At 70.2% G+C, this 13,615-nt stretch carries 13 protein-coding genes; 7 read left to right on the top strand and 6 right to left on the bottom strand.

What is annotated here, in order from left to right:
- Window positions 1-9 precede the first annotated feature (9 nt).
- The 3 genes from HNR30_RS27300 to HNR30_RS27290 are packed head-to-tail and all read right to left on the bottom strand — an operon-like array spanning window position 10 to window position 2,042.
- Window positions 10-273: a hypothetical protein gene (locus HNR30_RS27300; RefSeq protein ID WP_220134005.1), complete on the bottom strand. Its 264-nt coding sequence runs from the start codon at window positions 271-273 to the stop codon at window positions 10-12.
- Window positions 274-317: 44 nt separating this feature from the next.
- The gene (locus HNR30_RS27295) at window positions 318-1,505 is read right to left on the bottom strand and encodes an MFS transporter (RefSeq protein WP_181612852.1); all 1,188 of its coding nucleotides are present in this window, start codon (window positions 1,503-1,505) and stop codon (window positions 318-320) included.
- A gap of 36 nt (window positions 1,506-1,541) precedes the next feature.
- Window positions 1,542-2,042: a TetR/AcrR family transcriptional regulator gene (locus tag HNR30_RS27290; RefSeq protein WP_181612851.1), complete on the bottom strand. Its 501-nt coding sequence runs from the start codon at window positions 2,040-2,042 to the stop codon at window positions 1,542-1,544.
- Window positions 2,043-2,095: 53 nt separating this feature from the next.
- Between HNR30_RS27290 and HNR30_RS27285 the strand changes: the two genes are divergently transcribed.
- The gene (locus tag HNR30_RS27285) at window positions 2,096-3,250 is read left to right on the top strand and encodes a cysteine desulfurase family protein (protein WP_181612850.1); all 1,155 of its coding nucleotides are present in this window, start codon (window positions 2,096-2,098) and stop codon (window positions 3,248-3,250) included.
- Here HNR30_RS27285 and HNR30_RS27280 read toward each other — a convergent pair.
- Entirely contained in the window at window positions 3,243-4,292 is a 1,050-nt protein-coding gene (locus HNR30_RS27280; protein WP_181612849.1) for a DUF695 domain-containing protein, read from the bottom strand. The genes HNR30_RS27285 and HNR30_RS27280 overlap by 8 nt on opposite strands.
- A 39-nt stretch (window positions 4,293-4,331) precedes the next feature.
- Here HNR30_RS27280 and mnmA point away from each other — a divergent pair, with 39 nt between their 5' ends.
- Complete coding sequence (mnmA, locus tag HNR30_RS27275; RefSeq protein ID WP_181612848.1) at window positions 4,332-5,390, top strand: tRNA 2-thiouridine(34) synthase MnmA; 1,059 nt, start codon at window positions 4,332-4,334, stop codon at window positions 5,388-5,390.
- 269 nt (window positions 5,391-5,659) lie between these two features.
- Here the strand turns inward: mnmA and HNR30_RS27270 are convergent, their stop codons facing one another.
- Together HNR30_RS27270 and HNR30_RS27265 are read right to left on the bottom strand one after the other, a co-directional pair.
- Complete coding sequence (locus HNR30_RS27270) at window positions 5,660-6,223, bottom strand: TetR/AcrR family transcriptional regulator (RefSeq protein WP_181612847.1); 564 nt, start codon at window positions 6,221-6,223, stop codon at window positions 5,660-5,662.
- Window positions 6,224-6,251: 28 nt separating this feature from the next.
- Window positions 6,252-7,721: an aldehyde dehydrogenase family protein gene (locus HNR30_RS27265; protein ID WP_181612846.1), complete on the bottom strand. Its 1,470-nt coding sequence runs from the start codon at window positions 7,719-7,721 to the stop codon at window positions 6,252-6,254.
- A 186-nt stretch (window positions 7,722-7,907) separates the two neighbouring features.
- On the opposite strand from HNR30_RS27265, the gene HNR30_RS27260 reads away from it, so the two are divergent.
- The 5 genes from HNR30_RS27260 to HNR30_RS27240 all read left to right on the top strand — a co-directional run bounded on the left by HNR30_RS27260 (window position 7,908) and on the right by HNR30_RS27240 (window position 13,615).
- Window positions 7,908-8,822 carry a hypothetical protein gene (locus HNR30_RS27260; protein ID WP_181612845.1) on the top strand — a complete coding sequence of 305 codons (915 nt, stop codon included), beginning with the start codon at window positions 7,908-7,910 and terminating at the stop codon, window positions 8,820-8,822.
- A 98-nt stretch (window positions 8,823-8,920) separates the two neighbouring features.
- Window positions 8,921-10,225, top strand: coding sequence for an ABC transporter substrate-binding protein (locus HNR30_RS27255; protein ID WP_181612844.1), 1,305 nt, complete (start codon window positions 8,921-8,923; stop codon window positions 10,223-10,225).
- Complete coding sequence (locus HNR30_RS27250) at window positions 10,222-11,079, top strand: carbohydrate ABC transporter permease (RefSeq protein WP_181612843.1); 858 nt, start codon at window positions 10,222-10,224, stop codon at window positions 11,077-11,079. Before HNR30_RS27255 ends, HNR30_RS27250 begins: the two co-directional genes overlap by 4 nt.
- Window positions 11,076-11,897: a carbohydrate ABC transporter permease gene (locus HNR30_RS27245; RefSeq protein WP_181612842.1), complete on the top strand. Its 822-nt coding sequence runs from the start codon at window positions 11,076-11,078 to the stop codon at window positions 11,895-11,897. Before HNR30_RS27250 ends, HNR30_RS27245 begins: the two co-directional genes overlap by 4 nt.
- Before the next feature lie 2 nt (window positions 11,898-11,899).
- Window positions 11,900-13,615 (top strand): glycoside hydrolase family 36 protein, encoded by a 1,716-nt coding sequence (locus HNR30_RS27240; RefSeq protein ID WP_181612841.1) that lies wholly within the window; start codon window positions 11,900-11,902, stop codon window positions 13,613-13,615.

Genomic DNA, 13,615 nt, shown 5'->3' with positions numbered 1-13,615 from the left:
GACAAGGCCCTAGGCCTGCCAGCCCAGGATCGCCTCACCGGCCGAGATCGCGCCCAGCCACAGGGCGACCGCGACGATCGGCACCAGCAGGCCCCACGCCTGCCTTCGCCGTACCGCGAGAACCGCCAGGAGCAGCAGGGTCGCCCACAGCATCAGCAGCGCGATGATCGCCCACAGCGGGGCGACCAGGCCGCTGGACAGGTAGAACATCAGCGTGCCGAGGTGGGCCAGCAGGCCGAGCCAGGCCGCGACGGTGGAGACGATGGGGGGCATGCCGGACAGGATCCCATCCGACATGCCCTTCGGCCAGCGGTGGATCAGGCCGCGTGGGCCAGCTCCCGCTCCTCCTCGCGGGAGGCGCCGAACGCGCGGGGCCGCGGCAGGAACCGGGCCAGCAGCGCGATCATCGCGCCGAGCACCACGGCCAGCCCGAGCGCCGTGTGCAGCGAGGTGGCGTCCGACAGGAAGCCGATCACCACGGGTCCGAGCAGCAGCCCGGCGTACCCCATGGCGCCCGCCTGGGCGATGGCCGGGCCCGACTGCGCGGTGGAGGTGCCCGCGAGCGACATGGTCATCGGGGCGATCGTCGCCACGCCCATGCCCACGAAGAACATGGCGGCCAGGGCGACCACGGGCGTCGGGGCGGTGAGCACGACCAGGAAGAACCCGGCCGTGGCCAGCCCTGACGCGGTCATCATGCCCTTGACCCCGAAGCGGGCGCGCAGCCGGTCACCGGTCACGCGGGCGAGCAGCATGCCCAGCTCGAACACCGGGTAGCCGAGCGCGGCCACGGCCTCGGGAGCGCCGAGCGTGTCACGCATGAACAGGCCGTTCCAGTCGGCCACGACACCCTCGACCATGAAGGCCAGGAACATGATGGCGCCGAGCAGGTAGACGATCGGCGGCATGCGGTGCCGTACGCGGGTCTCGGCCGACGCCGAGGCGGGTGCGTCCGGCAGGTAGGTGCGCCCGATGAGCACGATCAGCGGGAGGCAGATCACGGCCATGATCGTCAGGTTGGCGGTCATGGACAGGCCGAGCGCGATGGACAGCGAGCCGAACAGGCCGGCGCTCATGGCGCCGACGCACCAGCCGGCGTGCATGCCGTTCATGAGGGGACGGCCGGCGGCCCGCTCGACGGTGGAGCCCTGGGCGTTCATGGCGACGTCGACGATGCCGAACGACATGCCGAACAGCGCGGCGGCGGCCAGCAGCCACGGCAGGGTGGGCGCGTAGGCGATGCCGAGCATCGACACCGCGGTCAGGGGGCCGCCGATGCGCAGCACCGCCTTGCTGCCCATGCGGGCCATGACGCCGCGCATCGCCTGCATGGTGACCAGGGCGCCCAGGCCCCAGGCGAGCAGGATCGTGCCCACGGCGGAGTCGGACAAGCCGAGCTTGTCGGTCATCGCGGGGATGCGGACGGTCATGGTGCCCACCATGAGGCCGGCAAGGACGAAAGTGAGGATGGCGCCGTAACGGGCCGTCCTCAGGGCGCGGGTCATCGCGAACTCCTGAAAGGACGTGAAAGGAAGGGTGGATCAGAGAAGGGAGATGAGGCGACGCTCGAGGGCGTCGAGCTCGTCGTCCGGGTAGAGGCCGGGGTCGTGGGACGCGACGTCCCACAGTCCCTCGCAGGCCAGCCGGACGATCTGGGCGGCCACCGGGTCGGGCTCGTTCTCGAGCTCCGAGGTGTGCCAGCGGGTCATGGCCTCGCGAAGCGGGCCGAGCAGGAACATGTTGCCCGAGGCGCCCGTCACGACGGCCCAGCGTCGCAGGCGTCCGCTGCGGATGGCGGCCATGGTGGCGGCCAGGTAGCGCCTGGTGTAGGTGGTCTCGCCCTGCTCGGCCATGAGCTGGTCGAAGTCGTCGATCAGCCGTTCGGCCATGCCTTTGATGAGGGCTTCTTTGGTGTTGAAGTGGTAGAGCAGCCCGCCCTTGCTCACACCGGCGCGGTCGGCGACGGCCGCCAGGGTCAGCGCGTCAGAGCCCTGGTCGCAGAGCAACTGCTCGGCGGCATCCAGCAACTCGTCTCTACGCATATCTCCACTGTACCGTCCGGACGGTACAGTGGCAAACAAGATAACCTGATTCGGTGAGCGCGTACCTTGATCACGCGGCGACGACGCCGATGCTCCCCGAGGCGATCGCCGCGATGACCGAGCAGCTCGGGCAGGTCGGCAACGCCTCGTCCCTGCACGCGGCGGGCCGCCATGCCCGCCGCGTCGTCGAGGAGTCCCGCGAGAGCATCGCCGAGGCCCTCGGCGCCCGCCCGAGCGAGGTGGTCTTCACCAGCGGCGGCACCGAGGCCGACAACCTCGCCGTCAAGGGCCTGTACTGGTCACGCGCGCCGCGCCGCCGCCTGCTGCTCAGCTCCGTCGAGCACCACGCCGCCCTCGACCCCGCCCAGTGGCTGGCCGACCGGCAGGGCGCCGAGCTGGAGCTGCTCGCCGTCGACGAGCACGGCAAGCTGCACCCCGACACGTTGCGCGCCGCCATCGAGCGCGACCCCGACAGCGTGGCGATGGTCAGCGTGATGTGGGCCAACAACGAGGTCGGCACGATCCAGCCGGTCCGCGTGCTCGCGGCGATCGCCCACGACCACGGCATCCCCTTCCACACCGACGCCGTCCAGGCGCTCGGCCAGGTGCCCGTCTCCTTCGCCGCCTCCGGAGCCGACGCGCTCACCGTCAGCGGCCACAAGATCGGCGGCCCGATGGGCGTGGGGGCGCTGCTCCTCGGACGCAGCATGACCCCGGCGCCGGTGCTCCACGGCGGGGGCCAGGAACGTGACGTGCGCTCCGGCACCCTCGACACCCCGGCCATCGCCGGGCTGGCCGCCGCGGTCCAGGTGGCCGTCCGCGATCAGGAGGAGCAGCGCGAGCACCTCACGAAGCTGCGCGACGAGCTGATCGAGAGAGTACGGCTGGCCGTACCCGATGTGATACTCAACGGCGACCCCGCCGACCGGCTGCCGGGCAACGCGCACTTCTCCTTCCCCGGATGCGAGGGCGACGCGCTGCTCATGCTCCTCGACGCCAAGGGCGTGGAGTGCTCCACCGGCTCGGCCTGCTCCGCCGGGGTGGCCCAGCCCTCCCACGTGCTGCTCGCCATGGGCGCCGACTCGCTGCGCGCCCGCGGCTCGCTGAGGTTCACCCTGGGCCACACCTCGACGAAGGACGACATCGACCGGCTCGTCGAGGTGCTGCCCGCGGTGGTGGAGCGCGCCCGTCGCGCGGGGGTCAGCTGAGGAACGGCGAGACCGAGATCCAGCCGGGGTCGGCCGCCACCTCGACGCGCGGCTCGCCCTCCTCCCAGCTCACGATGAGCTCCTTGGCGTGGATCGCCGCGTCGCCCGTCGGGTCGGCGTACAGGTGGATCACCCGATGCCCCTCGGCGCTCACGTGGACCGCCAGCACCGCGTCGGCGTGCGCCTTCGTCAGCCGGGTCGCCAGGCGCTCCTCGAAGTCGCGCAGCGCCTCCAGCGAGTCGCCGACCGGCAGGCCGTTCTCGTCGCGGTGGGAGTACGGCAGCGTGATCTCGATGTGCTGGTCGAAGAGCGGATAGTCGACCGGCCGCAGCGGATAGCGCGTCGTCGCGATCAGCGGCGCGCCGCTCGCGGCCTGGCCTTCAAGCAGCGCCCACTGCTCCTCCGACCACTCCGAGGCCACATCGTTCACGACCGCGGGCAGGTGGACGGCGGGCACCGCGTCGATCGGCTGGAAGGTCGCCGGAGTGATGTCGCCCACCCAGCGCGCCACCTCGTCCTCGCCCAGGATCCAGTCGAGGGCCAGCAGTGCGGTGTCCATCCGGCTCTCCTCGTCGAGCTCGGCGAAGAGCGGATGGTAGGCGGCGATGTCGACCCGCGATGCGCCACGCGGCACCCGCAGCCCGAACATCAGCTTGTCGAACCCGAACTCCTGCCCGCCCACGTCGAGCGTCGTCTCCAGCGCCCTGGGGTTGGCCTGCCGCGACGGGAAGAACTCCCACAGGAAATCGGAGGGCGGCGCCGCCTTGGCCCACCGGTGGGCCAGCGAGCGCAGCTCGGCATCGCCGGCCGCGGTCACCACCAGGGCGTGCGCGGCACTACGGCCGGGCGCGATCTCGTACACGAGGCCCGGGTCGATCGCCGCCACGGCGGGCGCGAGCACCTCCGACAGCCCTTCGGCCTCGCCTGCGGCCACCAGGGAGTCGAGCCGGGGCCTGGTCTCCTCCCACCACGCCCAGAACTCGGCGATGTGGTCGCCCGGCTGTTCTTCTGTTTCTTCGTCCTTGCGCCCGAACAGTCGCATAATCCTTCATCATCTCAGACCCGATACCCTGGAAGGGTCATGGGACTTCGCGTACTTGCCGCCATGTCGGGCGGCGTCGACTCCGCCGTAGCCGCTGCTCGCATCGCCGAGCAGGGCCACGACGTCACCGGCGTGCACCTCGCACTGTCGGCCAACCCGCAATCGCACCGCACGGGCGCCCGGGGCTGCTGCACGATCGAAGACTCGCGCGACGCCCGCCGCGCCGCCGACGTCATCGGCATCCCCTTCTACATCTGGGACATGGCCGAGCGCTTCCAGCGCGACGTCATCGAGGACTTCGTCGCCGAATACGCCGCCGGGCGCACCCCCAACCCGTGCCTGCGCTGCAACGAGAAGATCAAGTTCGAGGCGGTGCTCGACCGGGCGCTGGCGCTCGGCTTCGACGCCGTCGCCACCGGCCACCACGCCCGCCTCGCCGACGGCGTCCTCAGCCGCAGTCCCGACCCGGCCAAGGACCAGTCCTACGTCCTGGGCGTGCTCACCCGCGAGCAGCTCAGCCACGCCATGTTCCCGCTCGGCGACTCGACGAAGGCCGAGGTCCGCGAGGAGGCCGCCCGCCGCGGGCTCACCGTCGCCGACAAGCCCGACAGCCACGACATCTGCTTCATCGCCGACGGCGACACACGCGGCTTCCTGGCCAAGCGCCTCGGCACCGCTCAGGGCGAGATCCGCGACGAGGACGGCACCGTGCTCGGCTCCCACTCGGGTGCCTACGCCTACACCGTCGGCCAGCGCAAGGGCCTCCACCTCGACCGGCCCTCCGCCGACGGCAAGCCCCGCTACGTGCTGTCGATCGAGCCGGTGTCCAACACCGTGACCGTGGGGCCGCGCTCGTCGCTTGAAGTCACCACGATCACCGCCACCCGGCCCGTCTGGAACGGCCCCGCCGACCGTTCCGGGCTTACCGTGCAGCTCAGGGCGCACGGCGAGGTGTACGGCTGCCGCATCGTGGACGGGGGCGACTCGATCGTGATCGAGCTCGACGCCCCGGCCAAGGGCGTGGCGGCCGGTCAGGCGGCGGTGCTGTACTCCGGCGACACCGTCATCGGGTCCGCCACCATCGCGGGCGCCTCCTGACGGCTCAGCGGCTCCTCCCTGCGTGCGGAGTCCGAGAGGCCAGAGGCTCTCCGGGCGCAGGCATGTCCTGTCGGTGAACGACTGCTCCGGCGATCGGTGGCGCGCTGGGCCTTGCTGCGCGTCCCCTCCGCGCCCGGGTGCGATAGGCGGTGCGGGTCGGCGGTGACCGTCGCCGAGACCTGGGGCCGGATCACCTTGCTTCTGGCGCGTCACCTGTCAACGGACCACAACAGGCCCCACTCCTGCCATGTTCGGACGGAGTTCTGGCGTCACGGGTGGCCGGTGGTGAGTTTGCGTACCGCCTCGGCGATCGCCTCGCTGATCTCCTCGGTGTGGCCGGGGCGGTGGGGAAGGGGGGCGGCTGCGACGGGGCCGTCGGAGGTGGCCAGGGCGACGATGAGTGCCAGGAGGATGTCCGGGCTGAAGGTGTCGCTGAGGCGTCCTTCGCGCTGGGCGGTCTCGATCGCGCTCAGCTTGGCGGCGTGGGAGGGCGAGGCCGCGGTGAGGTCGGGCCGGTCTGCTCGTTCCAGCCGGTGCCAGGCGACCAGCCGGATGACCGAGGGGTGCCGACGGCAGTGCTCGTGGACACGCCTGGCGTAGCCGGGCAGGTCATCGACCGTGAACGGGACGGCATCCAGGCCTCTGGCGACCTCGGCGTCGAAGACCGTCTCGAACAGGGTGTCCTTGCTCGTGAAGTAGACGTAGATGAGGTTCTTGTTCACCGAAGCCGCCTTGGCGATGCGGTCCACCCGGGCACCGGCGAAGCCGTAGGCGGCGAACTCCGCCGTGGCGGCCTGGAGGATGCGGCTCTTGGTGGCTTCGGCGCGTGACATGGCCTCTAGTGTGACAGTGACTAACCGGTTAGATGACGCCGACCGGCCAGGAGATGTACTTGTGCTCCAGGAACTCGGCGATGCCGTAGGCGCCGCCTTCGCGGCCGAGGCCACTGTGCTTGAGCCCGCCGAAGGGCGCGTCGGGGTTGATTCCCCAGGAGGCGTTGATGTTGACGGTGCCGCTGCGAATCCGGCGGGCGACGGCGTGGGCGCGCGCGAAGTCGCGGGTGAAGACGCCGGCGTTGAGGCCGTAGTCGCTGTCGTTGGCGATCTGTATGGCCTCGTCTTCGCCGGAGAAGGGAATGACCACGTTGACGGGGCCGAAGAACTCCCGCTGGGCGATGGACATGGAGTTCTTGACACCGGTGAACAGGGTCGGCTCCAGGTAGAAGCCCGGGCCGAGGCCGTGCGGGCGGTTGCCGCCATGGGCGAGGACGGCGCCTTCGGCCTGGCCTCGGCGGATCATCGCCTCGACACGGTCGCGCTCGGCGGCGCTGATGAGCGGACCCATCGCCGTCGCCGGGTCCGCCGGGTCACCGATGGTGACGGCGGCCAGCATCGGGATCACCTTCGCGACCAGTTCGTCGTGCACGCGTGCGTCCACCAGGGTCCGCGTCAGCAGCAGGCAGCCCTGTCCCGCGTTGGTGACGGTGTTACCCACTACCTCCAGCGCCGCCCGGTCCAGGTCGGCGTCGGCGAAGATGATGTTTGCGGACTTGCCGCCGAGTTCCAGGATCACCTTCTTGAAGGTGGCCGAGGCTTGCGCCGCGATGGTGCGGCCGACCGCGTCGGAGCCGGTGAAGCTGACGATGTCGACGCCGGGGTTGCTGGTCAGCTCCACCCCTGCGGCCACGTCGCCGGTAATGATGTTGACCACGCCGGGCGGGAATCCGGCCTCCTGGACGAGTTCGGCGAGCAGCAGAACCTGCAGGCTCGTGTGCGGGGACGGCTTGATCACGGTGGTGCATCCGGCGGCCAGCGCCGAGGCGAGTTTGTGCACGGTCAACGGGATCGCGGCGTTGAACGGCGTGAGCAGCGCCGCCACTCCGGCCGCCTCCCTGGTTACCACGCCCTGAGTGGTCTGCATCTGCCCGGTCATCGATGGGGCCGCGTGCGGGTTGAGTGGCGTGGTGAAGGCCATCGAGGGCAACAGCCGGTCGGCCACGTCGTACAGGAAGTCGATCGCGCTCTGCACGTGGACGGCCTCGGCCAGGGGCCGTGGGAAGCCGCTTTCGCGCACGACCAGCTCGACCAGTTCCTCCCGGCGCTTGTGCATGGCCTGGCCCAGGCGGCGAAGCAGATCCGCGCGGTGGCGGGGAGTGGTGTGCGCCCACGAGCCATGGTCGAAGGCCTGGCGAGCGGCGGCCACCGCTCTTGCTGCGTCGCTCCGTGAGGCTGACGGGGCGGTGTCGAAGGGCCGGCCGGTCGCGGGGTTGATGACGGGCATCGTCTCCTGGGCCGGCACCCACTGGTCGTCGATGAACAAACGGTCGGCCATCACAGGTCCTAACTAACTGGTTATCCAAATATCCGATGCGCCAAAAACTATGGATAACCACCCGGTTAGTCAACTCGGTCCTGTCTCTCGGGGAGCGCCTCGCAATGAGGTTGCGCCCGTTCGGCAACCCGCAGGCGCCTCTCATGAGCCACCATGTCCCTAAGGCCTCAACGGAGAGGACTGAAAGTGGCTCAAGAGCTTCCCGATGATTTCGATCCGCGCGTCGCCGCCTTCGTCGTGGCGATACGCGCCCGATTCAACCGCCGGCACCCCCACGCGCAGACCCACTGGGACGAGACGCTGATCTCCCGCTATCTCAACGGCGAGCGGCACCCACCGGAGGAGTTTCTCGACTGCCTCCCCGACGGTCGCGATCTGCGTCCCCTGCATCGTCAGGCCCTGCAGGCACGTGACAGGCATGCCTACGCGGTCCTGGTCGCCGCCGACCGGCTCAGGGCGGCGGAGGGTCGACTGGCGGCCCTCCAGGCGCAGCTCGATCTGTTGCACGACGACCTGGTCAAGCGCGAGTTGCTCGCCGTAGGGGGCGGTGTGGAGGACCAGGCGCGGGCGGGTGAGGCGGAGGGGTCCGAGGCGGGGGTCGGCGACGTACGAGGTCAGATGGAGCGAGCCGAGGCCGGAGTCCGCGACGTGCGGTGCCAGATGGAGCGGGTCCAGGCGGCCAGGGCGGGTTGCCGGGAGTGGGTGGCCGAGCTGGAGGCGGAACTGGCCTCGCTGAGAAGGCGGGCGCGGGAGGCGGCAGCCGTACGTGCGGCCTCTCTCGGGATGGGCGAACGGCTGGCCGAGGCGGAGGCGCGTGCGGCGGAGGCCGAAGGGCGGATGCGGCTGCTGGAGAGCAGGCTGAGGTCCGCCGACGAGGCCAACGCGCGGTTGCGGTCGGAGCTCGACGTGCAGCGCGGGTTCGCCCGGCTGGATGCCCGGTGCCTCCCGCATGGCGCCGAGTCCGGGGCGGCGGCCAGATCGTCGCATCGCATCCCCGAGGCCTGGGAGGTGGGTCTGACGCACGAGTCCTGGGAGTGGGTCAGGCGCCACAACGCCGCCAGCGACACCCCCAGGTCCCTCTACGACGGGTTCACCGCCTGACGTTATCCAACCGTGTCTTGTGTGACATGTTACTGGCCGCCAATATGAACGTTCAAATGAACGTTTGAACGTTCAAACCCCCCGTCAAGGAGTCGGCCATGATCAACCGTCGTGGGGCGCTCGCCCTGCTGCTCCTCCTCCCGATCACCGCCTGCGGCGGCGCCCAGCCCGAGGCGCAGGCCGGTCCGGTGAAGATCACCGTATGGACCTGGAAGCCCGCGTCGGCAGGTCTGGCCGCTGTGGCCAGGGACTTCGAGAAGGCCAACCCCAGCATCAAGGTCGACGTGCAGGCGGTCGGCAACCCGGCCATCTGGGAGAAGATCACCATCGGCATGGCCGCGGGCGGCAAGGGCCTGGGCGACGTGCTGCACATCGGCGTCGACTACCTGCCCGGCTACACCGAGAAGTTCCCCGGCGGCCTGGCAGACCTGCGCGAATTCGGCGCCGACAAGCACAAGGACGCCTTCGCCAAGGGCCTGTGGCCCACGGTCCTCGGCAAGGACGGCGGCGTCTACGCGCTGCCGTGGGAGGTCAACCCGGCGGGCGTCTTCTACCGCCAGGACCTCTTCGAGAAGGCCGGCGTCGACCCCGCCACGGTCACCACCTGGGACGAGGCGATCGAGGCGGGCAAGAAGATCAAGGAGGCGACCGGCGCCTACCTGGTCGGGGTCAACAAGCCGGCCGCCGGGGGCGCCGACATGGACTTCTACCAGATGCTCCTGCAGCAGCAGGGCGCCTTCTACTTCAACCAGCAGGGCGAGGTCACCCTCGGCGGCGACGCGGCGGTGCGGGCGATGACCCTGCTCAAGCGCATGAACGACGCCGGCATCCTGGCCGACATCTCCGGCGAGGGCACCTTCAAGCAGCTCGTCAGCAACGGCAAGCTCGCCGTCCTGCCCTGGCCGGCCTGGGCGGTCAGCTACATCCCCGAGATGCGCCCCGAGCAGAAGGGCCTGTGGCGCTCCATGCAGCCGCCCGCGATCAGCTCGGGGGGCAAGCGCGCCGCGATCGTCAACTCCACCTACCTGTCGGTCTCGGGCAACAGCCCTCACCGCAAGGAGGCCTACGCGTTCGTGGAGTACGCGCTGACCCGCCCCGAGGTGATCAACAAGATCTTCAAGGAGGGCGGCGTCTTCCCCGCGCTGTCGGCCGCCTACACCGACCCGATCTTCGACCGGCCCGACGACTACTACGGCGGCCAGCCCGCGCTGAAGACCTTCACCGACTCCCTGGCCGAGGGCGCCGACGCCACCTACTACTCCAGCGACTACGCCCGCGCCCTGAAGATCGCCAGCGACGCCCAGACGCAGGTGCTCACCAAGGGCGCCGACCCCGCCGCCGCGCTGACCCAGGCCGCCGAGCTGCTGGCCCAGCAGACCAACCGGAAGCTCGCCTCCGGATGATCACCCGGCGCAACGTCCCCTATGTACTGATCCTGCCGGCGCTCGCGGGCTTCCTCGTCTTCAAGGCCTACCCGATCCTGGCCGCCGCCTACATCAGCCTCACCACCGGCGCGGGGGCGGCCAGGAGCTTCGTGGGCCTGGACAACTACGTGCGCCTGGTCAACGATCCGCTCTTCTGGACCTCGTTGTGGAACACCGGGCTGATCCTCGTGGTCCAGGTGCCGATCATGCTCCTGCTCGCACTGGTGCTGGCGCTGGGCCTCAACTCGCCGTTCGTACGGCTGCGCGCCACCTGGCGGCTCGGCGTGTTCATGCCTTCGCTGACCGGCCTGGTCGCCTACGGCGTGATGTTCTCGGTGATCCTCAGCAAGGAGTCCGGGCTGCTCAACTGGATGCTCGGCTTCCTCGGAGTCGACCCTATCGACTGGCTGGGCAGCCCCTTCTGGGCCCGCATCGCCATCGTGATCGCCCTGACCTGGCACTACACCGGCTACAACGCCGTCATCTACCTGGCAGGACTGCAGAGCATCCCCAAGGAGCTCTACGAGGCGTCGATGGTCGACGGCGCGGGGTCGATCCGCCGCTTCTGGTCGATCACCGTGCCGCAACTGCGCCCGATCCTGCTGCTCACGATCGTGTTGTCGACGATCGGCACGCTCCAGCTGTTCGACGAGCCGTTCGTGCTCACCGGCGGCGGGCCCGACAACACCACGCTGACGATCTCGCTCTACCTGTACCAGAACGGCTTCCGCTACTTCGACTTCGGCTACGCGGCGGCCATCGCCTACGCGCTGACCCTCATCGTCGCGGGATTCGGGCTGCTGCAGATCAAGCTCACCGGAGGTCGCAAATGACCAGGCTGATCAGGGGCTGGCCGCTGACGATCGTGCTGGCGGCGGTCTTCGGGCTGTCCGTGGGCCCCTTCTACTGGCTGGCCATGGCGGCCACCCACGCCAACTCCGAGATCTTCTCCTACCCGCCCAAGTTCTACCCCGGTGACCAGCTGCTGGAGAACACCAGGAAGCTGGAGGAGTCGATCGGCCTGCTGAACGTCCTGGGCAACACGCTGTTCGTGGCCGTCGTGCAGACGGCGGGCGCCCTGGTCGTGTCACTGCTGGCCGGCTACGCCTTCGCCAAGTTCACCTTCAAGGGCCGTGACGCCTTCTTCGTCCTGCTGCTGTCGACGCTGGTCATCCCGGGCGGCGTCACCATCATCCCCATCTTCGAGATGATGAACGACATCGGGCTGATCGACAGCTTTCCCGCGCTGATCCTGCCCAGCCTGTCGGTGCCGTTCGGCATCTTCCTCATGCGTCAGTCGCTGCTGGCCGTACCCGACGACCTGCTCGACGCGGCACGCGTCGACGGCGCCGGCGAGCTGCGGGTGCTGGTGCAGGTCGTGGTGCCGGTCATGCGCCCGGTGCTGGCCGCGCTGGCGGTCTTCCTCTTCCTGGGCGCCTGGAACGACTTCCTGTGGCCGCTGATCGCCCTGCGCACCCCCGAGATGCACACCCTGCCCGTCGCCCTGGCCTCCCTCCAGGCCACGACCAGGACCGACTTCGGTCAGGTCATGGTCGGCACCGCCCTTTCCGCGCTGCCGATGATGGCCCTCTTCCTCATCCTGCAGAAGCAGTTCATCTCCGGCCTGCTGGCCGGGGCCACGAAAGGATAGACATGCAGATCTGGCAGCCCCATGCCCTGCCCGAGGTGGTCACGGTGCCTGTCGGCGACGTGGCGCTCTCGCTCGACAACGGCACGGCGGCCATGGTGACCCCGCTGGGCGGGGACGTCTGGCTGGTGGAGGCCCCCGGCGCGGGGGCGGCCCAGTGGCGCGTCCCCTGCGTCTCGGCCGCCGCCTACTGGACCCCGAACAGCGGCACCCGCTGGATCCCGCCCATCTGGACCGGCCCGCGCGCCTCCCGGCTGACCTCGGGCTCGCCCGTCGCCTCGCTGGTCGGCGCGAAGGGCGCCAACGTCTGCACGGTGGCGCTCGCCGACGTGCACGGCCCGACCGGCATCACCGGCGGGCTGGTGGAGGAGACCGGGGAGTTCGCCTTCACCGCGCAGGGCGAGGGCCTGACCATCCTGCTGGACCTGTCGGGCCGCCACTTCGCCGAGGTGCTGGACGACGTGGCGGGTTGGTGGGCCGCGGCGCAGGAGCCGCCCGCCACGCCGTACCGGGCCAGGCTGCCGGTCTATTCGACCTGGTACAGCATGCACCAGGAGCTCGACGAGGAAGGTGTGGAGCGGCAGGCGAGGCTGGCGGCCGGGCTGGGCTGCGCCACGATCATCGTCGACGACGGCTGGCAGACCGCCGACCGGGCGCGCGGCTACGCCTTCTGCGGCGACTGGGCGCCCAACCCGGTCGCCTTCCCCGACCCGGCGGCGCACGTCGCCCGCGTGCACGAGCTCGGCCTGGCCTACATGTTGTGGTACGCCATCCCGTTCGTCGGCAAGGACAACGAGGCCTTCGAACGGTTCGCGGGCAAGACGCTGCGCTACCTCGATCTGATGGACGCCGCGGTGCTCGACCCGCGCCACCCCGACGTGCGCGCCTTCCTGACCGACCGGCTGGCCCGCGCGGTCGAGGAGTGGGGCATGGACGGGCTGAAGGTCGACTTCGTGGACCGCTTCGCGACGCCGGGCGGCGACCCGGCGCCTTCCGAGGGCGCCGACTGCGCGAGCGTCGACGAGGGCGTGCGGCTGCTGCTCGACGAGCTCGACGTACGGCTGCGCGGGGCCCAGCCGGAGCTGCTCATCGAGTACCGCCAGCCGTACACCAGCCCGGGGTTGTGGCGCTTCGGGAACATGGTCCGCGCGGCCGACTGCCCGCTGAGCTCGCAGGAGAACCGGCAGCGCACGGTCGACCTGCGCCTGATCGCCGGTCCTCAGGCCGTGCACGCCGACATGATCATGTGGCATCCGGACGAGAGCGCCGAGCAGGTCGCGGTGCACCTGATCAACGCGCTCTTCTCGGTGCCGCAGATCTCGGTCGACCTGACCACGCAGCGCCAGGACCAGCTCGACGCGGTCGGCTTCTGGCTCGGGATCAGCCGCGAGCACCTGCGCACCCTGCAACTGGGCGCCTTCCGGCCCGAGCAGCCCGAGCACGGCTACCCCCTGGTGCGGGCCTACGATGAGCACACCGTGGTCGTCGCGCGCTACGCCGCGCTGCCCGTCGACCTGCCGTCAGGAGACTGGAGCGAGGTGCTGGTGGCCAACGCCGACACCGACCCCAGGGTCACGGTGTACGGCGAGGCCGAGGCCGAGGCGGTCGTCCACGACTGCCGGGGCCGGGTGGTCCAGGAGGCGAAGGTGAGCCTGCCCGCCACGGTGTCGGTGCCGATGGGCGGCCTGCTGCGGCTGCGCCGCGTTGGGGGAGGAAGCTGA

It is taken from the genome of Nonomuraea soli (assembly GCF_013761175.1).
Lineage (GTDB): Bacteria > Actinomycetota > Actinomycetes > Streptosporangiales > Streptosporangiaceae > Nonomuraea > Nonomuraea soli.
This window is presented reverse-complemented; position numbering and strand designations above follow the sequence as displayed.